The sequence below is a fragment of the Stenotrophomonas sp. YJH_SMC_73 genome (genome assembly GCF_059370155.1).
The window spans coordinates 1-18,350 of the sequence record NZ_JCAFTJ010000009.1; the positions used below are offsets into that span (position 1 = coordinate 1).

Here is an 18,350-nt window from a genome sequence, read left to right on the forward strand (position 1 = left end):
TCCGCGGGCCCAGTTGCAGCCCCTGGAATCCCGCCGATTGCAATCACGATGCCGCCAGCGGGAGCGGCTTCCAGCGTCGACATCCGCTGGCGGCCTGATCGGCAATCCGCCGGTCGGGTTCCCGGTAGTGCCGGCCGCTGGCCGGCAACCTCATGATCCCGTGGATGCCGGCCAGCGGCCGGCACTACCACGAATCAGCCTTACCCCAGATCGCCCAACCGCGCCTGCAACGCCGCGATCGCGGCCAGTCCGGCCGTTTCCGTGCGCAGGATCCGCGGCCCCAGTTGCAGCCCCTGGAATCCCGCCGCGGCCAGTTGATCGCGGTCGCGTGGCGACCAGCCGCCTTCCGGGCCGATTGCAATCACGATGCCGCCAGCGGGAGCGGCTTCCAGCGTCGACAGGCGATGTGCTCCCTGCGGATCCAGGGTCAGCCGCAGCGAATCGGCTGGCAGCGCCGCCGCAGCCTGCGCCAGCGACAGCGGCGAACCTACCGGCGGAATGCGCGCGCGCCCGGACTGGCCGCAGGCCGAGGTCACCACGTTGTTCCAGTGCGCCACGCGCTTTTCCGCCCGTGCCGCGTCCAGCTTCACCTCGGTGCGCTCGGCGTTGACCGGAATGATCGCGGCCACGCCCAGCTCGGTGGCCTTCTGCAGGATCAGGTCCATCTTCTCGCCACGGGCGATGCCCTGCAGCAGGGTGATCGCCAGCGGGGATTCGTTGTCGATGGCCTGCACGGCGTCGATGCGGACCTGCACCTCGCGCTTGCCGGCCACGGTCAGCGTCGCGCTGTAGTCGTGGCCATCGCCGTTGAACAGCACGCAGGTATCGCCTTCGCGCAGGCGCATCACCCGCACCAGGTGGTTGGCGGTCTCTTCCGGCAGGGTCACGGTCTGGCCGCTGTGCAGCGCCAGGTCGATGGGGCAGCGGGTCACGCGCATGCAATCGCCTCGTCGATGGCCGCCAGCGTAGTGTGCGCCAGCAGCTCCAGTTGTTCGTCGTCCACGCAGTAGGGTGGCATCCAGTACAGCACGTCGCCCAGCGGGCGCAGCACCACGCCGCGCTTGAGGGCGGCCTTGTAGGCCTGCAGGCCCAGCCGCAGGCCCGGGTCGAACGGCGTGCGCTTGTTGCCGTCGCGCGACAGCTCGAACGCCACCACCATGCCGGCCTGGCGCACGTCGGCCACGTGCGGGTGGTCGGCAAACGGTGCCGCCAGCGTGCCCATCACCGAGGCGATGCCCCGGTTGCGCGCGATCACATCGTCGTCGCGGAAGATGTCCAGCGTCGCCAGCGCCGCGGCGCAGGCCAGCGGGTTGCCGGTGTAACTGTGCGAATGCAGGAAGGCGCGCTCGCGCGAGTCGTCGAGGAAGGCGTCATACAGCGCCTGCGTCGCCAGTACGGCGGCCAGTGGCAGGAAGCCGCCGGTCAGGCCCTTGGACAGGCACATCAGGTCCGGCATCACCCCGGCCTGCTCGCAGGCGAACAGGGTGCCGGTGCGGCCGAAGCCGGTGGCGATCTCGTCGGCGATCATGAACGCGCCATGGGCATCGCACAGTTCGCGCACGCGCTGCAGGTAGACCGGGTCATGCATGCGCATGCCGCCGGCACACTGCAGGCGCGGTTCCAGGATCACCGCGCAGACCTCGCCCGGGTGCTGGTCGAACAGCGTGGCCAGGCCATCGGCCGCCTGCCGTGCGCGATCGGCCGCGCTCTGGCCCGGTTCGGCCAGGTAGGCATCGGGCGACGGCGCGAACAGGCCCTCGGCCAGCAGCGGCGCATAGACGCGGCGGTACAGCGGAATGTCACCCAGCGCCAGCGCGCCCAGGGTTTCGCCGTGGTAGCCGTTCTCGAGCGCGATGAAGCGCGTGCGCCGGGGCTCTCCGCGGTTCTGGAAGTACTGGAAGGCCATCTTCAGCGCCACTTCCACGCCGGCGGACCCGTTGTCGGCGTAGAACACCTTGGCCAGCGGTTCGCGGCCGGCCTGGCGTGGCGCCAGTGCCAGCAGGCGTTCGGCCAGGGTGATCGCCGGCTCGTGGCCGAAACCGGCGAGCATCACCTGTTCCAGCTGCCCGGCCTGGGCAGCGATGGCACCACCGATGCGCGGTTCGGCATGACCGAACAGATTGGTCCACCAGCTGCTGACCGCGTCCAGATAGCGGTTGCCGTCGTGGTCGATCAGCCACGCGCCTTCGCCACGGGCAATCGGTACCAGCGGCAGGGTGTCCGGATGCTCACGCATCTGCGTGCACGGGTGCCACAGCACCTGCAGGTCGCGCTGCCGCCAGTGGCGGGCCAGCGGGGAGGGGGTTGGGTCTGCTAGCATTTCGGGCTCATGAACATGTTGCTGCCTGCACATTCTATCGGCCCCGGCGCAGCCGCCGGTCGCCGCGGAGATTCCGCATGAACGATGACCGTGCCGGCCGTCGCTTGCCGATCATCCATCGAATCACCGATGAGGAGAACGGCCCCTTCCAGCGCCAGCACCTGGACCTGGAGTTCTCCAACGGCGAACGCCGCCGCTTCGAGCGCCTGGTCAGCCGTGGGCACGGTGCGGTGGTGGTGGTGCCGATGCTCGACGACGAGACCGTGCTGCTGGTACGTGAATACGCCGCTGGCATGCACCGTTACGAACTGGGGCTGGTGAAGGGCCGGATCGATGCCGGCGAGACGCCCGAGCAGGCGGCCGACCGCGAACTGAAGGAAGAGGCCGGTTATGGTGCGCGCCGGGTCGACGTGCTGCGCGCGATGACCCTGGCCCCGACCTACATGAGCCACCAGTCGTGGCTGGTGGTGGCGCGCGACCTGTACCCGGAAAAACTGGCCGGCGACGAGCCGGAGGAGCTGGAAGTGGTGCCGTGGAAGCTGGCCGAACTGGACCAGCTGATGCTGCGCGAGGACTTCTCAGAGGGACGCTCGCTGGCGGCGCTGTTCATTGCCCGCCAGTGGCTGCAGGGAACGCGATGATCAAGCTGACGACGGACCTGCGCGAGACCGCCATCGCCATCGCCCAGGAAGCCGGACAGGCCATCATGCAGGTGTATGCCGATGGCTTCGACGTGCAGATCAAGGACGACAACAGCCCGGTCACCGCAGCTGACCTGGCCGCCAACCAGGTCATTGAACTGGGCCTGCGCCAGCTGACCCCGGACCTGCCGATCCTGTCCGAGGAATCGGCGCAGGTGGGCTGGGAGCAGCGCCGCCACTGGGGCGCCTACTGGCTGGTGGACCCGCTCGACGGCACCCGCGAGTTCGTCAAGCGCAACGGTGAGTTCAGCGTCAACATTGCCTTGATCTACCAGGGCGCACCGGCATTCGGCGTGGTGCTGGCGCCGGTCACCGGCATTGTCTGGCATGCCATGCGCGGGGAACTGGCCTATCGGCGGCAGGGTCTGCACGACACCGTGCTGCGCACCCGCACGCCGGCCACTGCTCCGCTGCGCGTCGCCGCCAGCCGATCGCACCGTTCGCCGGAAACCGAGGCGCTGCTGGCGCGCATGGGCCGCATCGAGACCATCGCGCAGGGATCGTCGCTGAAATTCTGCCGGATCGCCGAAGGCGGCCTGGATGTCTATCCGCGGCTCGGCCCGACCTCTGAATGGGATACCGCCGCCGGCCAGTGCGTGCTGCATGCGGCGGGTGGCGCGGTGCTGTCGGCCGCGACCGGCAAGCCGTTCCGTTACAACCGCCGCGAAACGCTGTTGAACGGCGATTTCATTGCCCTTGGTGATACCAGCCTGCCGTGGCGCGACTGGTTGTCCGACTGAACCTGGAGGCCGCATGAGCGCGCACGACACCCCTGCCACCGGCAGCGAGGCAAGCCGTCAACTGGAACGCCTGCTGGTCATCATGGCGCGCCTGCGCGACCCGCAGGGAGGTTGCCCATGGGACCTGGAGCAGGACTTCTCGACCATTGCCCCGTACACCATCGAGGAAGCCTACGAGGTGGCCGATGCGATCGACCGCGGCGACCTCGACGATCTCTGCGACGAGCTCGGCGACCTGCTGCTGCAGGTGGTGTTCCACGCACGCATGGCCGAGGAGCAGGGGGCATTTGCCTTCGCCGATGTCGCACGTGCGATCAGCGACAAGATGCAGCGCCGTCACCCGCATGTGTTTGCCGATGTCAGCGTCGACGATGCCGACGGGGTGATGCGCAACTGGGACGCGATCAAGCGCGCCGAGCGTGCCGCCAAGGGCGAGCAGGACACCTCCGCACTGGCCGGTATCTCGCGTGGCCTGCCGGAATGGCAGCGCGCCGTGAAGCTCCAGTCGCGCGCGGCCAGGGTCGGTTTCGACTGGCCGGGCCCGCTGCCTGTGCTGGACAAGGCGGCCGAGGAGCTGCAGGAGCTGCGCGAGGAATTCGAGCGCGGCGATATCGCGGGCAACAAGGCGCGCCTGCAGGAAGAACTGGGCGACCTGCTGTTCGTCTGCGCCAACCTGGCCCGGCACGCCGATATCGATCTGGGCGCCGCACTGCGCGGGGCCAACCACAAGTTCGAGCGGCGCTTCCGCGCGATGGAAGCGCAGGCCGAGGCGCAGGGGGAGGCGTTGGCGGCACTGGACCTGGATGCGCAGGAAGCGCTGTGGCAGCACGCCAAGGCAGCAGAAAAAGCGTGAAGACGCTTGGCCTGTTCCTGCTGACCGCGCTGGCCGAGATCGTCGGCTGTTACCTGCCATGGTTGTGGCTGCGCAAGGGAGGCAGCGTCTGGTTGCTGCTGCCGGCCGCGGCCAGCCTGGCCCTGTTCGCCTGGCTGCTGACTCTGCACCCGACTGCCAGTGGACGGGTCTATGCCGCCTACGGTGGCGTGTACATCGGCACCGCGCTGTTCTGGTTGTGGCTGGTCGACGGCATCCGCCCCAGCCGCTGGGACCTGTTCGGTGCAGCCCTGTGCCTGGCCGGCATGGCGGTGATCATGTTCGGTCCGCGCATGCCCCCGGTGTAGCGTCGAGCCAGGCTCGACCGCGCCCACCCTTTTGTAGAGCCGAGCCATGCTCGGCTGCTTCTCCGGGGAGCAGTCGAGCAAGCTTGGCGCTACAAAGGCCAAGGCAGCCGAGCATGGCTCGGCTCTACAACGACCGCCGGGCCATGCCCCGCAAGCGCGCAGCGCTGCATCCCGGTAAGGCGCATGATGGCAGTGACCACGGCCCCCGGAGCACGCGCATGTCCCGCTTCGCCAGCTTCCGCGAGTTCTATCCGTTCTATCTCAGCGAGCACCGCCACCCGGTCTCGCGGCGCCTGCATTTCATCGGCAGCTGCGGAGTGCTGCTGCTGGCTGCGGCTGCCGTGTTGCGCGGCCAGCCGACGCTCCTGCTGGCCGCGTTGTTCTGCGGTTATGGATTCGCCTGGGTCGGCCACTTCTTCTTCGAGAAGAATCGCCCGGCCACCTTCCGGCATCCGCTGTATTCATTCATGGGTGACTGGGTGATGTTCGTCGACATCCTGCGTGGGCGGGTGCGCCTGTAACAGGCGGTTGCGGGGAGCGCAGCCATTGCCTCGCCCGAAAGGGAAAGGGCGCGGCGGACCGCGCTTCCGCTTCCACGAACCGCTGCGCTGCGGCACGCCTGCGGGCGACCGATCTGGGATAATGGGAATTCCTGTTTCCTCTGCTGCCGGACCGGTCATGACCCAGAAGACGCTGCTCAACGATACCCACCGCGCCCTTGGCGCCAAGATGGTCGATTTCGGGGGTTGGGACATGCCCATCCACTACGGCTCGCAGCTGGACGAACACCACCTGGTGCGTCGCGAAGCCGGCGTGTTCGACGTCAGTCACATGACCGTGGTCGACCTGCGCGGTGACCAGGTCAAGCCGTTCCTGCGCCGCCTGCTGGCCAATTCGATCGACAAACTGAAGGTGACTGGCAAGGCCCTGTACTCGTGCATGCTGAATCCGCGCGGCGGCGTCATCGACGACCTGATCGTCTACTACCTGGGCGACGATTTCTTCCGCATGGTGGTCAATGCCTCCACCCGCGAAAAGGACCTGGCCTGGCTGCGTGAGCAGGCGGCACCGTTCGGTGTTTCCGTCGAGCAGCGCCCGGACCTGGCCATCCTCGCCGTACAGGGCCCGCAGGCGCGCGACATCGTGATCGGCCTAGCCCGCGATGCCGACCGTGCAGCACTGACCAAGCTGGGCCGCTTCGCCGCCCTGCAGGCGCAGTCCGACGACGGCGTCGAGTTGTTTGTCGCCCGCACCGGCTACACCGGTGAAGACGGTTTCGAGATCCTGCTGCCGCAGGATGCCGTGGTCGCCTTCTGGAACCGCCTGCTGGCGGCAGGCGTGAAGCCGGCCGGCCTCGGTGCGCGCGACACCCTGCGCCTGGAGGCCGGCATGAACCTGTACGGCCAGGACATGGACGAAGAGATCAGCCCGTATGAAGCGGCACTGGCCTGGACCGTGTCGCTGGACGAAGGCCGCGACTTCATCGGCCGCGACGTGCTGGAGGCGCAGAAGGCCGCCGGCACCGCGCGCCAGATGATCGGCCTGGTGATGGACGAGAAGGGCGTGCTGCGCCACGGCCAGGCGGTGACCACCGCTGGCGGCCAGGGCGAGATCCTGTCCGGCACCTTCTCGCCGACCCTGGCCAAGGGCATCGCCTTCGCCCGCGTGCCGGCCGGTGAACTCGGCGAGGTCACCGTCGACATCCGCGGCCGGCAGGTGCCGGTGCGCGTGGTCAAGTTCCCGTTCGTGCGCGAAGGCCAGGCCCAGCCCGGCGTGCTCGCCGACGCCTGATCCGAACGTGCCGGTCGTCACTGACAGCAGTGGCGGCCGGTTGGTTACACTAGCCCCGTTTTTTCCACCCCTGCATATCTCTGGAGCAGTCCCATGAGCGAGATCCCCGGCGACCTCAAGTTCCTCAAGTCCCATGAGTGGGCCCGTGTCGAAGGCAATGGCCGCGTCACCGTCGGTATTTCCGACCACGCCCAGGGCCTGCTGGGTGACCTGGTCTACGTCGAACTGCCGGAAGTCGGCGCCGACGCCAAGGCCGGCGAACAGATCGCCGTCGTCGAGTCGGTGAAGGCCGCCTCGGACGTCTACAGCCCGATCAGCGGCAAGGTCGTCGAGGTCAACTCGGCCCTGTCCGACAAGCCGGAAACCATCAACGAAGATGCCTACGGCGAAGGCTGGATGTTCGTGATCGAACTGACCAACGCCGAAGAGGTCAACGAGCTGCTGGACCCGGACGCGTACGCCGAAGCCCTGGAGAACGACGACCACTGAGTCGTCGTTTCCGGATTCTGGAACGGCCACCTTCGGGTGGCCGTTTTTGTTTTGGCGACCGCGTCGGACTCATGACGCGGGGTTCGCTGTGCACCCTCGGCGTGGCATCAGCCGACAGGCGAACGGTGCCGATGGGCGTGCGCAGTTTTGCGCAAATCCGCGTTTCAGCCCCGCGCCGAAGCGTTCGAATGTGAAAACTTTTCGCCCCCCGTTGCGGCGCCGTTGTGCTGGCGTTGGCGGCGGTGCCGGTGACCACCGACGATGCGCGTACGCCGTTGTGCCTTGCCTGCGCCTGTCTACGCGGAGTGCTTATTTCAAGTGTTTTTTGATCAACGCCTGCATTGGCATCGATGCAGGCAACGTGCGTGCGCGCCGCTTCCACCGTCGTTGCAGGCCGTGCAGAGTGGTGGCGCCGGCGGCGCCCGGGAAGGCGCGGATGTGAAAATTTTTCGCGGGGGTTGTTGACAGTAAAAAAAACCGTGATTAGGTTTCGCCTCAGCAGACCTTGCCTGCCCAACCGAGTGCGCAGAATCAATCGTCCGATGCGAAGCAGCCCCTTTAAGACCACCGCGACCCTGATGACGGTGGACATGGCCCCGCTTCCCCCGGAGAAATGCAAGGCAACTCCCGTTCCGATGCCCGCTCCGCCGATCGAGGCGGGCATTGCCGCATCCGTAACGGCGCGCCTGACGCGCCGGCGGTCCCCGCACGCAGCATCCGCGGGTTTGATCCAACTGGGCGTTTCAACTCCCTATCACTGACGAGGAGCCATCCCATGGCAACCAAGAAAGCTGCGAAGAAGAAGCCCGCCGCCAAGAAAGCGGTGAAGAAGGTCGCGAAGAAGGCCGCTGCCAAGAAGGCAGTGAAGAAGGTCGCGAAGAAGGCAACCGCCAAGAAGGCAGTGAAGAAGGCTGCGAAGAAGGTCGCCAAGAAGACCACTGCGAAGAAGGCAGTGAAGAAGGCGGCGAAGAAGGTAGCCAAGAAGTCCGCTGCCAAGAAGGCCACCAAGAAGGTTGCCAAGAAGGCCACCAAGAAGACTGCCAAGAAGGCCGCGGCGCGCAAGCCGGCCAAGAAGGTCGCGAAGAAGGCCACTGCCAAGAAGGCCGTCAAGAAGACCGCCAAGAAGGCAGTGAAGAAGACCGCGAAGAAGGCCACCAAGAAGGCTGCCCCGAAGAAGGCAGCGAAGAAGGTTGCCAAGCGCAAGCCGGCCGCCCGCAAGAAGAAGGCCGCTCCGGTCGCTCTGCCGGCAACTCCGGCGCCGCTGATCTAAGTACTTCCCGATAGCCGCATCCTGAAACCCCCTTCCCTGGCTGCCCAGCGGGGAGGGGGTTTTTTTATGGGCCACTTGTAGCGTCGAGTCGAGCCAGGCTCGACCGCTTTCCTGACGGTCGGCGCTAGCCGTGCGGCGTCGCTGGAAAGCGCTCCATCAGGAAGTCGAGGAAGCTGCGCAGGCGGGTGGAGTGGTAACGGTCGTGCGCATAGACCACGTGCATCGGCCGACCGGCCTGACCGTATTCCGGGAACAGCTGCACCAGACGCCCCGCCTCGACATCGGCGGCCAGCAGCAGCGTCGATTGCAGGACGATGCCAAGGCCATGCAGCGCCGCCGAACGCAGCGCTTCGCCATTGTTGATCTGCAGTCGGCCGTCGGGCACGTGGTCGAGCTCGCCAGCGTCGTCCTGCAGCCACTGCGCAAGCGCACTCGGTTCGAACGACAGGCATTGATGGCCGGCAAGTGCGTGCACGCTGCGTGGCGTGCCGTGCCTGGCCAGATACGCCGGCGATGCGCACATCATCAAGCGATAGGGGGCCAGTGCTCGGGCCACCAGCACGCTGCTGTCGGCCAGCGTGCCGATGCGCAGTGCCGCCTCGAAGCCCTCTTCGGCCAGGTCGACCACACGATCGGTCAGCGTGGCTTCGACCCGGACATCCGGATGACGGGCCATGTACTCGGCCAGCGCCGGTACCAGCGCGTGTGTACCGAAGATCACCGGTGCGCTGATGCGCAGCGTGCCCGCCGGTGAGAGCTGCTGGTGCTGCGCCTGCGCGTCGGTTTCCTCCACCAGGCGCAGGATCTCCTTGCAGCGCGCGTAGTAGTCCTCGCCGAACGGTGTCATGTGCTGGCGCCGGGTGGTACGGCTCAACAGCTGCATGCCCAGCCGGGCTTCCAATGCGCGCAGGTGCTTGCCGGCCATCGTTGCCGAGATATCCATCGCCGCGGCTGCCGCACTGAGGCTGCCCTTGTCCACGATCAGCACGTAGACCTGCATGCTCTCCAGCAGGTTCATCTGACACCCCGGGTGTTGAATGCTGAAACCTGCGTGGAGTTTATCAATCAGGGGTGATCAAACAGCATGTCGTGCACGGACCGGATTCGCCGGCCACGCTGACAGGAGAACACCATGGACTTGAATCTTGCTGGCCGTACCGCGTTGGTGACGGGCGCGGCCAGCGGCATCGGTGCCGCCGTCGCCAGGCAGCTGGCGGCCCAGGGCGTGCGCATTGCCATCACGTCGCGGCAGCGGGCACCGCTGCAGGCGCTGGCGGCGCGGATCGAAGCCGAAGGCGGCGCTGCACCGGTCATCGTGGTCGGCGATGTCACGGTTGCCGGCGACCTCCGGTACATCGCGGACGCATCCCGTGAGGCATTGCAGCGTGTCGACATCCTGGTCAATGCCGCAGGCGGTTCCCGGCCGACCACGGTCGATGCCGATGACGATATCTGGGAGGAAGCGATCGCCCTGAACTTCTCCGCCGCACGACGGCTGACCCAGGCGCTGTTGCCCGGCATGCAGGCGCAGGCATGGGGACGGGTGATCAATTTCAGCGGTTCGATGGAACCGCGCGCGGTGAACGCGGCCACCGCGGCGAAGGCGGCATTGCACCTGTGGAGCAAGGGCCTGTCGTCGGAGGTGGCGGGGCAGGGCATCACGGTGAACGCGATTGCACCGGGGCGCATCAACAGCGCGCAGATCCTGGACCGCCTGCACCCCACCGAGGAAAGCAGACGCGCGTTCATTGCCCGCAACATCCCGATCGGACGCTTTGGTGAACCGGGGGAAGTGGCGCCGCTGGTGGCGTTCCTGGCCTCGCCGCTGGCGGGTTACATCACCGGTGCGGTGATTCCAGTGGACGGCGGCATGCACTACTTCGCGCACTAGCGCTGCGGAACTGCAGAGCCGAGCATGGGCTCGACGCTGCAACGGCCAACAAAAAGGGCGACCGATGGGCCGCCCTTCGCACACACGGTCGAGCCCGCCTGGTCAGCGCGGCGAAGCCACCGCGCGGTTGCCCGAGGCGCCCTTGCCCTTGCGCTTGTCCTGCTGCGCCGGGCTTGCGCCCTCGGCCATCAGGTTGTCGCTGCCGAAGTCGGTGTCCACATCCAGCCAGCGCTGCGCCGGCAGGCCGAGCGCCGAGTCGAGCACGGTCGGCAGCAGGCCGCTGGGCAGGCCGCTTTCGCCATTCCAGAGGATGGCGATGCCGAGGTCACGTTCCGGCACCAGCGCGACCAGGCCGCGATAGCCCTGCACGGCACCTGCATGGAACACCACGTCGTGGCCGGCGTAGTCGAAGGTACGCCAACCCAATGCGTAGCCCGCCGAGTGCAGGCGCTCACGGCGCCAGCCCGAACGCATCTCGCCCGGCGTGTTGATCAGGCTTGAATGCAGGGTGGCCAGCAGCGGTGCCGGCAGCACGTCGGGGCGATGGCCGGTGTGGGCCAGCAGCCACTGCGCCATGTCGCTGGCGCTGGCGTTGACGCCAGCCGCCGGAGCGACGCGGTAATAGGTGGGCTTGGGCGTCAGCGAGACCCAGCCGTTGCGGCTGCGCACGTGCGGACGCGCCCAGCGCGAGCTGGCCTGGATGCCGGCCAGGCCGAGGCTGGCATCATTCATGCCCAGCGGCTTGAAGATGCGGCGCTCGACCGACTGCTCGTAGAAGCTGCCCGAGGCCGCATAGACAACGTCGCCGATCAGGCTGAAGGCCACGTTCTGGTAGGCGTAGCAGTCGCCCGGCAGGCATTTCAGGCTGGTGTTGGCCAGCTTCTGGGTCAGCGCGTAGTACTCGGCGTTGCCTTCGATGTCGCGGTCGTAGGCGTTGTACGGCAGGCCGACGCGATGGCTGAGCACGTCGGCCACGGTCAGGCGGTCGGTGGCTTCGGGCGAATTGAGGCGGAAGCCCGGCACGTAGTCGGTGACCTTGCTGTCCCAGCGCAGCGTGCCGTCGTTGACCAGCAGGCCGGCCATGGTGCCGGCGAAGGCCTTGGACAGCGAGGCCAGGCGGAACACGGTGTGCGCATCGACCGGCAGCGGGTTGTTGACGTCGGTGACGCCATAGCCACGCGCGCTGAGAATGCGGCCGCCCTGCACGATCGCCACCGCCATGCCTGGCACGCGCTCGCCATAGGTCAGCTGCTGCGCCATCGATTCGATGTTGGCGACGTTGAAGCCAGCCGCCGGCGCCTGGACGCGCGGCACCAGACCGGTGCGGTAGGCCGCAGGCTGGGTGTGGGCGACGGTGGCAGCCGTCGCGGATTCGATGTTGGTCGGCATCGGCGGCAACGCCGGCGGTGTCTGCGCGGTGGTGGACAAGGCAACGGGCATCAACATGCCCAGCAAACCGGTGGCCGCCGAACGGATCGGACGACGCAGGCTGTTCTTTTTCATCGGTTGGACCCGTGCGCGACTGCTGATGGCGATTCTAGCGCCGCTTTTCCCCTGTGCACAAACAAAGCGAAGATGAATGCGCATCTTGTTGAAAAAGTTGGAATTTTGACGCCCCGAAAGTGTGTATCGGAACGTGTCGTCCAGGCCGGTCGTCGCGTCCGTCCGCAGGCGCGAGGGCGCGTCACGCTGGCGATGTTGCAGTGCATTGGCTAACGTACGCGCTTCACCGCCCCGGAGCCTGCCATGCTGCTGTCCAACCGCCGTCTGTGGGCGAGGGGCGCTGCATGAGCGCTGCATCGGGCAAGGGGCCGCTGCAGGGCCTGGCGGCGGCGCTGCGCGAGTCGCCGGCGCTGTGGTGGTCGTTCCTGTACTTCTTCTGCCTGCTCAGCGGCTACTACGTGCTGCGCCCGGTGCGTGAGGCCATGGCCGCCTCGGCGGACCTGGAAACGGTGTTCCCGCCCGTGCTGATCACCTGGTTCGCCAGCCATGGCATCGCGTTGAAGGACTTCGTCCTGCAGTTCCTGTTCTCCTGCGTGTTCGTGATCATGCTGGTGCTGCAGCCGGTGTACGGCTGGCTGGTCAGCCGCTTCCCGCGCCGTGTATTCCTTCCCATGGTGTACGGCTTCTTCATCGTCACCCTGCTGGGGTTCTACGCACTGTTCGACAGTCACGTGCCAGGGCGGGGCATGGCCTTCTTCCTCTGGGTGATGGTCTTCAACCTGTTCGCGGTGGCGGTGTTCTGGAGCTTCATGGCCGACGTGTTCTCCAACGCACAGGCGCGTGCCTACTACGGCTACATCGGTGCGGCCGGCACCGTTGGCGCGTTCCTCGGCCCGTTGATCACCAGCGCGCTGGCGCAGCGCGTGGGCATCGCCAACCTGATGCTGGTCTCGGCAGCATTCCTGGTCGTGTGCCTGTTGTGCATCTGGCGGCTGCGGCATTGGGCGGTGCTGCGCGAACGCGAGCAGCAACTGGTGTCCGGCGAGCAACCGATGGGCGGCAGCGTGCTGGACGGCCTGAAACTGATCGTGCGCGAGCCGCTGCTGCGCTGGTTGGCGGTGATGGTGGTGTTCGGCGTGGGCGTCGGCACGCTGCTGTACAACCAGCAGGCCAGCATCGTGCGCGCGGCGTTTACCGACCCGGCGGCCAGTACCGCGTTCTTCTCGCGCATCGACCTGGCGGTGAACGCGCTGGCGCTGCTGATGCAGGTGGGCCTGACCCGCTGGCTGCTGTCGCGCCACGGCATCGCGCCGGCGCTGCTGATTCCCGGTTTCGCGATCCTGATCGGCTTCTCGGTGCTGGCAGCCTCGCCGATGCCGCTGATGGTCGCGGTGGTGCAGGTGATGACCCGCGCCAGCGAATTCGCACTGGCCAAGCCGGCGCGCGAGACCATCTACACGCGCGTGGACCGGCAGTGGCGCTACAAGGCCGGCGCGGCGATCGACACCGTGGTGTACCGCGGCGCGGACCTGGGGTTCACCTGGATCCACAAGGCACTGACCCTGTTCGGTTCGCACGTGGTGTTCATCGGCGGCGTGCTGGTGGCCGGCTTCATGACCCTGGCTGCATTCGGCGTGCTGCGCGAAGAAAAGAAGCTGCCGCGCGACCGTTGATTTGCCGGGGTCAGAGCCCTTTCCCGTGAGGAAAGGGCGCTGACCCCATTCTCCTTCCCTGTCCAAGGAACCGCACATGTACTGGATCGCACTCGCCCTGACCTTGCTGGTCGCACTGCTGCACGTCTATTTCCTGGTGCTGGAGATGTTCCTGTGGACCCGCCCGCTGGGCCTGAAGACCTTCCGCAACACGCCGGAGAAGGCCGGGGCCACGCGCGTGCTGGCGGCCAACCAGGGCCTGTACAACGGCTTCCTGGCGGCAGGCATCGTGGTGGGGCTGGTGATCGATCAGCCGGTGCTGGTGACGTTCTCGCTGGCCTGCGTGGTGGTGGCGGGGTGCTATGGCGCGTACAGCGTGAGCCGCCGTATTTTCATGATCCAGGCGATGCCGGCGATCCTGGCGTTGGTGTTTCGCGCGCTGGCGTAGTTTCCAGCCAACGGCGCAGCCCCTCGTGGGTTGGTCGCGTGGAGCGGGTCATGTGTTGGGGTGTGGCGGGTGGGCCGTGCAGGGGACGCTGCAAGTACGTCCATGTAAGCTCGATGGCGCCATCCATGGCGCCAACGCCCCTGAACGGCCCACCCGCCACACCCCTGACAGTTTCAGGGCGCGGCCAGCCCACGGAGAAGAAAAAGAAGTTCAAGAGCAACAGCAACAGCAACAGCAAAAAGCGGCCGGTGGGCCGCTTTTGCTTTTGCTTCTGCCCTTCTTTTTTCTCTTGCGTGGGTGGACGCCGCAGAGATGCGTCCGAGGCTGGGGGCGGTGGGGTCGCGGGGGTGTCCGCGGCATGGATGCCGCGGCCAAGCCCCCAGGGATGGGTTCACGGCGTCCCCCGCGAACCCACCGTCCCCAGCCTAACCAGGGCTTTCCGCGATCAACCGTCCACCCACGAGGGGCTGCGCCGTTCGCGGGAACCTACTTCGCCGGCGACAACCACATGTCGATCACCGCGCTGAACACCTCCGTGCCCGCACGGTCGCGCACGCTCACCGTCACCGGCAGCGCATAGCCCTCGGCCGCGACGACAATCGGCTGTGCCGGCAACGCCACCGCCTGCAGCGTGCCACGTGCCTTGGCCAGGTACTGCACCTGCATCCCCTTCGGGATCCAGCGCATGCCCTTCGGCAGCGATGCATCGACCATCAACCCGGCGGTCAGTTCGGCCAGGTTGCACATCGCGATCGCGTGCACCGTGCCGATGTGGTTGCGCACCCTGCGGCGGTCGGCCAGCGTGCCTTCGCAGCGGCCGTGTTCCAGGCGGGTGATGCGTGGCGCGATGCTGGCGAAGTAGGGCGCCTTGAAGCACACCGCGCGCGAGAACAGCCAGGTGCCGGCGGGCCAGCGCTGCAGCCGGTGGTAAAGCGAGAGCAGGGGCGTGGACATGGTGGGTATTCCGGTCGGCGGATAAAGCGACGGCGGGCCGAGGCCCGCCGTCGAAGCAACGCGTGTCGCGGGCGATCAGGCTGCCTGCGAATGCGGGTCCTTGTGCTGGCGGTCGTAGTAGCTGGCCGCGCGCAGTTCGTGGGTGTCGAAGTCGTCCACGCTGATGGTGTCCAGGGTCAGCGTGCGCAGCTCTTCCAGCAGGCTGCGCTCATCCTGGGTGATCACGCCCTCGGCCACGGCTTCGTCCAGCTGCGCCTTGAAGTCCAGCGCCTCGATGCCCTTGCTCTTCAGCGCCTTCAGGAACTTGCGCTCCACCGGCTCGGCCATGATCGCCTTGCTCAGGTAGCTGTTGATACGGCCGCCCGGGTTGTTCTCGCACGGGGTCAGGAACACGCCACTGGCCAGACGGTCGCGGGCTTCATTCGGCGCCATCAGCAGGGCGGCGACACGACGGCTCAGGCGATCGCCCGGAGCCTCGGCACGACGGCCCAGCGGGAAGATCAGTGCCCACATCAGCCAGCCGATCGGACGGATCGGGAAGTTGCGCAGTGCGGCCGACAGCGACTCTTCGATCTTGTGCACGCTGTCATGGAAGGCCCAGGCCAGCAGCGGCTGGTCGGCCTGCGGTGCGCCTTCGTCGTGGTAGCGCTTGAGCATGGCGCTGGTCATGTAGACGTGGCTCAGCACATCGCCCAGGCGGCCGGACAGCGATTCCTTGAACTTCAGCTTGCCGCCGAGGGTCATCATCGAGATGTCGGCCATCAGCGCCAGGTTGGCCGAGTAGCGGTCCAGCTTGCGGAAGTAGCGGCGGGTATAGGCGTCGCCCGGGGCGGCACCGAAGCGCGCGCCGGTCAGGCCGAACCAGAACGAACGCACGGCATTGGAGATGCCGAAGCGGATGTGACCGAACAGGCTGCGGTCGAAGTCCTGCAGGCCGGCGCGGGTATCCGGATCCTGCGCGGCCTTCATTTCCTTCAGCACCCACGGGTGGCACAGGATCGCACCCTGGCCGAAGATCAGCAGGCTGCGGGTCATGATGTTGGCGCCTTCCACGGTGATCGCGATCGGCGCGGCCTGCCAGCTGCGGCCAGCGAAGTTGCGCGGCCCCAGGATGATGCCCTTGCCGCCGATCACGTCCATCATGTCCGAGATCACTTCGCGACTCATGGTGGTGCAGTGGTACTTGGCGATCGCCGACGGCACCGACGGCACGTCGCCACGGTCAACCGCGGCGGCGGTGGCCTGCGACAGCGCACTGATCTTGTACGCCTTGCCGCCGATGCGGGCCAGCGCTTCTTCCACGCCCTCGAAGCGGCCGACCGACAGGCCGAACTGCTTGCGGATGCGCGCATAGGCGCCGGTCACCGCGGCACCGGCCTTGGCACCACCACTGGCGGTGGACGGCAGGGTGATCGAGCGGCCCACGGCCAGGCACTCGTTGAGCATGTTCCAGCCCTTGCCGGCCATCGCCGCGCCACCGATCAGCTGGGTCAGCGGAATGAACACGTCCTTGCCGCGGATCGGGCCGTTCTGGAACGTCGAGTTCAGCGGGAAGTGGCGACGGCCGATTTCAACGCCGGCGGTGTCGCGCGGCAGCAGGCCCAGGGTGATGCCGATGTCGCGGGTATCGCCGATCAGGCCATCCGGGTCGTACATGCGGAACGCCAGGCCGATCAGCGAAGCGACCGGGGCCAGGGTGATGTAGCGCTTGTCGAAGGTGAGCTTGACGCCGAGCACCTGCTCGCCGTTCCACTCGCCCTTGCAGACGATGCCGTAGTCCGGGATCGAGGTGGCGTCGGAGCCGGCGAACGGACCGGTCAGGCCGAAGCAGGGCACTTCGCGGCCATCGGCCAGGCGCGGCAGGTACTGGTCCTTCTGTTCCTGGGTGCCGTAATGCACCAGCAGTTCACCCGGGCCCAGCGAGTTGGGCACGCCGACGGTGGAGCTGACCACCGAAGACACCGACGCCAGCTTCTGGATCACCTTGTGGTGGGCCAGTGCGGAGAAGCCCAGCCCGCCATATTCCTTCGGGATGATCATGCCGAAGAACTTGTTCTTCTTGATGAAGGCCCACAGTTCCGGCGGCAGGTCCGCATGGACATGGGTGATTTCCCAGTCGTTGACCATCGCGCACAGCTCTTCCACCGGGCCATCGAGGAAGGCCTGTTCCTCGGCGGTCAGCTGCGGCTTGGGATAGTTGAGCAGGATGTTCCAGTCCGGATCACCGGTGAACAGTTCGCCCTCGAAACCGACCGAACCGGTTTCCAGTGCGATGCGCTCGGTCTGCGACAGCGGCGGCAGCACCTTGCGGAACACCTTCATCATCGGGCCGGTCAGCAGCGGCTTGCGGATGAACGGCAGCAGCAGCGGCACGGCGATGACGGCCAACACGGCGGCCGCGACGATCGTGGCGGTCTGGTTGACGTAGGGAATGAACCAGCAGGCGGCCAGCAGGGCCACGCTGATCAGCGTCCAGGTAACCAGCCGCATGCGGTGGTAGGCGACGAACGCGCCTGCCAGCAGCAGGGCGAGGAAGGGAAGAACGATGCTCATGAGCGTGCTCCGGTGACGTGCTCGTTTGTGGCGGACGAAGCCGCAGCGTCCGCTGCGGGCAACACGTCCAGATAGTCCAACACAGTAGCGGTAAAGGCGTCGTTGTCATCGCCGGCGACCATATGGGTGGCCTGCGGCAGCTGCACATGGCGCGCATGCGGCGCCAACGCCAGGAACTCGGCCACGGTCTGCGGCGTGACCAGGTCGCTGCGTCCGCCGCTGACCAGCAGCAGCGGGCACTTCACCTGGCGCGCGGCCTCGGCCAGTGCGTCCTGGTGCTGTTCGCTGTCGCGGGCCAGTTCGGCCACCAGGCGCGGATCCCAGTGCCAGCGCCAGCGGCCGCGGCCGTCCTCGCGCAGCAGCGCACGCAGCGACTGCTCGGATTTGCGCGGACGGTGCGGCATGTACGCCGAGATCACGTCGGCGGCCTGGGCCAGCGAAGCGAAGCCGTCGGGATGGGCGGTCATGAAGGCGAGGATGCGCTCGACGCCGGCGGTATCCCAGCGCGGGGTGATGTCGACCAGCACCATCGCCGAGAACAGGCCGGGCCAGCGCGACTCGGCCAGCAGGCCGAACAGCCCGCCCATCGATGCGGCAACCAGTACCGGCGGGCGCGGCTGCTCGCCGGCCAGCACGATCAGGTCATCGGCGAACTGTTCGCCGTGATAGGGCAGGTTGGCGGCATTCCAGTCCGAATCGCCGTGGCCGCGGGCGTCGTAGGCCAGCGTCTGCAGGCCGGCGGCATTCAGTGCGCGGGCAGTGGCATTCCAGGCGTGGCGGGTCTGGCCGAAGCCATGCGCGAACAGCACCCGGCCGCGCCGGCCATGGTCGCTGGCGGTGGCGGCCAGGCGAGCGCCATGGGCGGCGTCCAGGCGCAGGTCATGGAACGCAGCGGGAGGTGGGGACGTAACCATACTTG

The 18,350-nt window shown here is 67.1% G+C and carries 18 protein-coding genes; 11 read left to right on the forward strand and 7 right to left on the reverse strand.

The window, feature by feature from the left end; all coding sequences use genetic code 11:
• Nucleotides 1–200 precede the first annotated feature (200 nt).
• Nucleotides 201–938 carry a 16S rRNA (uracil(1498)-N(3))-methyltransferase gene (locus AC5P8R_RS14935; RefSeq protein ID WP_032959098.1) on the reverse strand — a complete coding sequence of 246 codons (738 nt, stop codon included), beginning with the start codon at nt 936–938 and terminating at the stop codon, nt 201–203.
• On the reverse strand, nt 929–2,320 hold the full coding sequence (gene bioA, locus AC5P8R_RS14940) for an adenosylmethionine--8-amino-7-oxononanoate transaminase (RefSeq protein ID WP_032959099.1): 1,392 nt from the start codon (nt 2,318–2,320) through the stop codon (nt 929–931). Before bioA ends, AC5P8R_RS14935 begins: the two co-directional genes overlap by 10 nt.
• Before the next feature lie 77 nt (nt 2,321–2,397).
• Here bioA and nudE point away from each other — a divergent pair, with 77 nt between their 5' ends.
• The 8 genes from nudE to AC5P8R_RS14980 all read left to right on the forward strand — a co-directional run bounded on the left by nudE (nt 2,398) and on the right by AC5P8R_RS14980 (nt 8,490).
• Nucleotides 2,398–2,961 carry an ADP compounds hydrolase NudE gene (gene nudE, locus AC5P8R_RS14945; RefSeq protein WP_005418435.1) on the forward strand — a complete coding sequence of 188 codons (564 nt, stop codon included), beginning with the start codon at nt 2,398–2,400 and terminating at the stop codon, nt 2,959–2,961.
• Nucleotides 2,958–3,761, forward strand: coding sequence for a 3'(2'),5'-bisphosphate nucleotidase CysQ (gene cysQ, locus AC5P8R_RS14950; RefSeq protein ID WP_014038179.1), 804 nt, complete (start codon nt 2,958–2,960; stop codon nt 3,759–3,761). The genes nudE and cysQ overlap by 4 nt, the downstream gene beginning before the upstream one ends.
• A gap of 13 nt (nt 3,762–3,774) precedes the next feature.
• Nucleotides 3,775–4,614, forward strand: a complete 840-nt coding sequence (gene mazG, locus AC5P8R_RS14955) for a nucleoside triphosphate pyrophosphohydrolase (protein WP_126411274.1) — start codon at nt 3,775–3,777, stop codon at nt 4,612–4,614.
• Nucleotides 4,611–4,940 carry a YnfA family protein gene (locus AC5P8R_RS14960; protein WP_329890715.1) on the forward strand — a complete coding sequence of 110 codons (330 nt, stop codon included), beginning with the start codon at nt 4,611–4,613 and terminating at the stop codon, nt 4,938–4,940. The genes mazG and AC5P8R_RS14960 overlap by 4 nt, the downstream gene beginning before the upstream one ends.
• A 218-nt stretch (nt 4,941–5,158) precedes the next feature.
• On the forward strand, nt 5,159–5,461 hold the full coding sequence (locus AC5P8R_RS14965) for an Mpo1-like protein (protein WP_014648084.1): 303 nt from the start codon (nt 5,159–5,161) through the stop codon (nt 5,459–5,461).
• Nucleotides 5,462–5,618: 157 nt separating this feature from the next.
• Complete coding sequence (gcvT, locus tag AC5P8R_RS14970; RefSeq protein WP_164077966.1) at nt 5,619–6,731, forward strand: glycine cleavage system aminomethyltransferase GcvT; 1,113 nt, start codon at nt 5,619–5,621, stop codon at nt 6,729–6,731.
• Nucleotides 6,732–6,824: 93 nt separating this feature from the next.
• On the forward strand, nt 6,825–7,220 hold the full coding sequence (gene gcvH, locus AC5P8R_RS14975; protein ID WP_014648082.1) for a glycine cleavage system protein GcvH: 396 nt from the start codon (nt 6,825–6,827) through the stop codon (nt 7,218–7,220).
• 775 nt (nt 7,221–7,995) lie between these two features.
• Nucleotides 7,996–8,490: a hypothetical protein gene (locus tag AC5P8R_RS14980; RefSeq protein WP_014648081.1), complete on the forward strand. Its 495-nt coding sequence runs from the start codon at nt 7,996–7,998 to the stop codon at nt 8,488–8,490.
• Between the two features lie 124 nt (nt 8,491–8,614).
• Here AC5P8R_RS14980 and AC5P8R_RS14985 read toward each other — a convergent pair whose 3' ends face one another.
• The gene (locus AC5P8R_RS14985) at nt 8,615–9,508 is read right to left on the reverse strand and encodes a LysR family transcriptional regulator (protein ID WP_495223589.1); all 894 of its coding nucleotides are present in this window, start codon (nt 9,506–9,508) and stop codon (nt 8,615–8,617) included.
• A gap of 114 nt (nt 9,509–9,622) precedes the next feature.
• Here AC5P8R_RS14985 and AC5P8R_RS14990 point away from each other — a divergent pair, with 114 nt between their 5' ends.
• Nucleotides 9,623–10,381: an SDR family NAD(P)-dependent oxidoreductase gene (locus tag AC5P8R_RS14990; protein ID WP_014648079.1), complete on the forward strand. Its 759-nt coding sequence runs from the start codon at nt 9,623–9,625 to the stop codon at nt 10,379–10,381.
• 102 nt (nt 10,382–10,483) lie between these two features.
• On the opposite strand, the gene AC5P8R_RS14995 is transcribed toward AC5P8R_RS14990, so the two are convergent.
• A complete protein-coding gene (locus tag AC5P8R_RS14995) occupies nt 10,484–11,884 on the reverse strand; it encodes a serine hydrolase domain-containing protein (protein ID WP_032960851.1) in 1,401 nt (466 codons plus the stop codon).
• Nucleotides 11,885–12,168: 284 nt separating this feature from the next.
• Between AC5P8R_RS14995 and AC5P8R_RS15000 the strand changes: the two genes are divergently transcribed.
• Both AC5P8R_RS15000 and AC5P8R_RS15005 read left to right on the forward strand, forming a co-directional pair.
• The gene (locus AC5P8R_RS15000) at nt 12,169–13,497 is read left to right on the forward strand and encodes an NTP/NDP exchange transporter (RefSeq protein ID WP_032960854.1); all 1,329 of its coding nucleotides are present in this window, start codon (nt 12,169–12,171) and stop codon (nt 13,495–13,497) included.
• Nucleotides 13,498–13,573: 76 nt separating this feature from the next.
• Nucleotides 13,574–13,924: a DUF1304 domain-containing protein gene (locus AC5P8R_RS15005; RefSeq protein ID WP_032960857.1), complete on the forward strand. Its 351-nt coding sequence runs from the start codon at nt 13,574–13,576 to the stop codon at nt 13,922–13,924.
• A 486-nt stretch (nt 13,925–14,410) separates the two neighbouring features.
• Here AC5P8R_RS15005 and AC5P8R_RS15010 read toward each other — a convergent pair whose 3' ends face one another.
• From AC5P8R_RS15010 to AC5P8R_RS15020, 3 genes are all read right to left on the reverse strand, one after another.
• Entirely contained in the window at nt 14,411–14,878 is a 468-nt protein-coding gene (locus AC5P8R_RS15010; RefSeq protein ID WP_014648075.1) for a hotdog fold domain-containing protein, read from the reverse strand.
• A 75-nt stretch (nt 14,879–14,953) separates the two neighbouring features.
• Nucleotides 14,954–17,431: an acyl-CoA dehydrogenase gene (locus tag AC5P8R_RS15015; RefSeq protein WP_014648074.1), complete on the reverse strand. Its 2,478-nt coding sequence runs from the start codon at nt 17,429–17,431 to the stop codon at nt 14,954–14,956.
• A complete protein-coding gene (locus AC5P8R_RS15020) occupies nt 17,428–18,345 on the reverse strand; it encodes an alpha/beta fold hydrolase (RefSeq protein ID WP_014648073.1) in 918 nt (305 codons plus the stop codon). The genes AC5P8R_RS15015 and AC5P8R_RS15020 overlap by 4 nt, the downstream gene beginning before the upstream one ends.
• Nucleotides 18,346–18,350 lie beyond the last annotated feature (5 nt).

What these genes read in the sequence shown, in the direction of transcription:
- AC5P8R_RS15015 (WP_014648074.1), bottom strand. Translation starts at nt 17,431, where the DNA reads ATGAGCATCGTTCTTCCCTTCCTCGCCCTGCTGCTGGCAGGCGCGTTC.
- mazG (WP_126411274.1), top strand. Translation starts at nt 3,775, where the DNA reads ATGAGCGCGCACGACACCCCTGCCACCGGCAGCGAGGCAAGCCGTCAA.
- gcvH (WP_014648082.1), top strand. Translation starts at nt 6,825, where the DNA reads ATGAGCGAGATCCCCGGCGACCTCAAGTTCCTCAAGTCCCATGAGTGG.
- AC5P8R_RS15005 (WP_032960857.1), top strand. Translation starts at nt 13,574, where the DNA reads ATGTACTGGATCGCACTCGCCCTGACCTTGCTGGTCGCACTGCTGCAC.
- AC5P8R_RS15000 (WP_032960854.1), top strand. Translation starts at nt 12,169, where the DNA reads ATGAGCGCTGCATCGGGCAAGGGGCCGCTGCAGGGCCTGGCGGCGGCG.
- AC5P8R_RS14965 (WP_014648084.1), top strand. Translation starts at nt 5,159, where the DNA reads ATGTCCCGCTTCGCCAGCTTCCGCGAGTTCTATCCGTTCTATCTCAGC.
- nudE (WP_005418435.1), top strand. Translation starts at nt 2,398, where the DNA reads ATGAACGATGACCGTGCCGGCCGTCGCTTGCCGATCATCCATCGAATC.
- gcvT (WP_164077966.1), top strand. Translation starts at nt 5,619, where the DNA reads ATGACCCAGAAGACGCTGCTCAACGATACCCACCGCGCCCTTGGCGCC.
- bioA (WP_032959099.1), bottom strand. Translation starts at nt 2,320, where the DNA reads ATGCTAGCAGACCCAACCCCCTCCCCGCTGGCCCGCCACTGGCGGCAG.
- AC5P8R_RS14990 (WP_014648079.1), top strand. Translation starts at nt 9,623, where the DNA reads ATGGACTTGAATCTTGCTGGCCGTACCGCGTTGGTGACGGGCGCGGCC.
- cysQ (WP_014038179.1), top strand. Translation starts at nt 2,958, where the DNA reads ATGATCAAGCTGACGACGGACCTGCGCGAGACCGCCATCGCCATCGCC.
- AC5P8R_RS14985 (WP_495223589.1), bottom strand. Translation starts at nt 9,508, where the DNA reads ATGAACCTGCTGGAGAGCATGCAGGTCTACGTGCTGATCGTGGACAAG.
- AC5P8R_RS14995 (WP_032960851.1), bottom strand. Translation starts at nt 11,884, where the DNA reads ATGAAAAAGAACAGCCTGCGTCGTCCGATCCGTTCGGCGGCCACCGGT.
- AC5P8R_RS14935 (WP_032959098.1), bottom strand. Translation starts at nt 938, where the DNA reads ATGCGCGTGACCCGCTGCCCCATCGACCTGGCGCTGCACAGCGGCCAG.
- AC5P8R_RS14980 (WP_014648081.1), top strand. Translation starts at nt 7,996, where the DNA reads ATGGCAACCAAGAAAGCTGCGAAGAAGAAGCCCGCCGCCAAGAAAGCG.
- AC5P8R_RS15010 (WP_014648075.1), bottom strand. Translation starts at nt 14,878, where the DNA reads ATGTCCACGCCCCTGCTCTCGCTTTACCACCGGCTGCAGCGCTGGCCC.
- AC5P8R_RS15020 (WP_014648073.1), bottom strand. Translation starts at nt 18,345, where the DNA reads ATGGTTACGTCCCCACCTCCCGCTGCGTTCCATGACCTGCGCCTGGAC.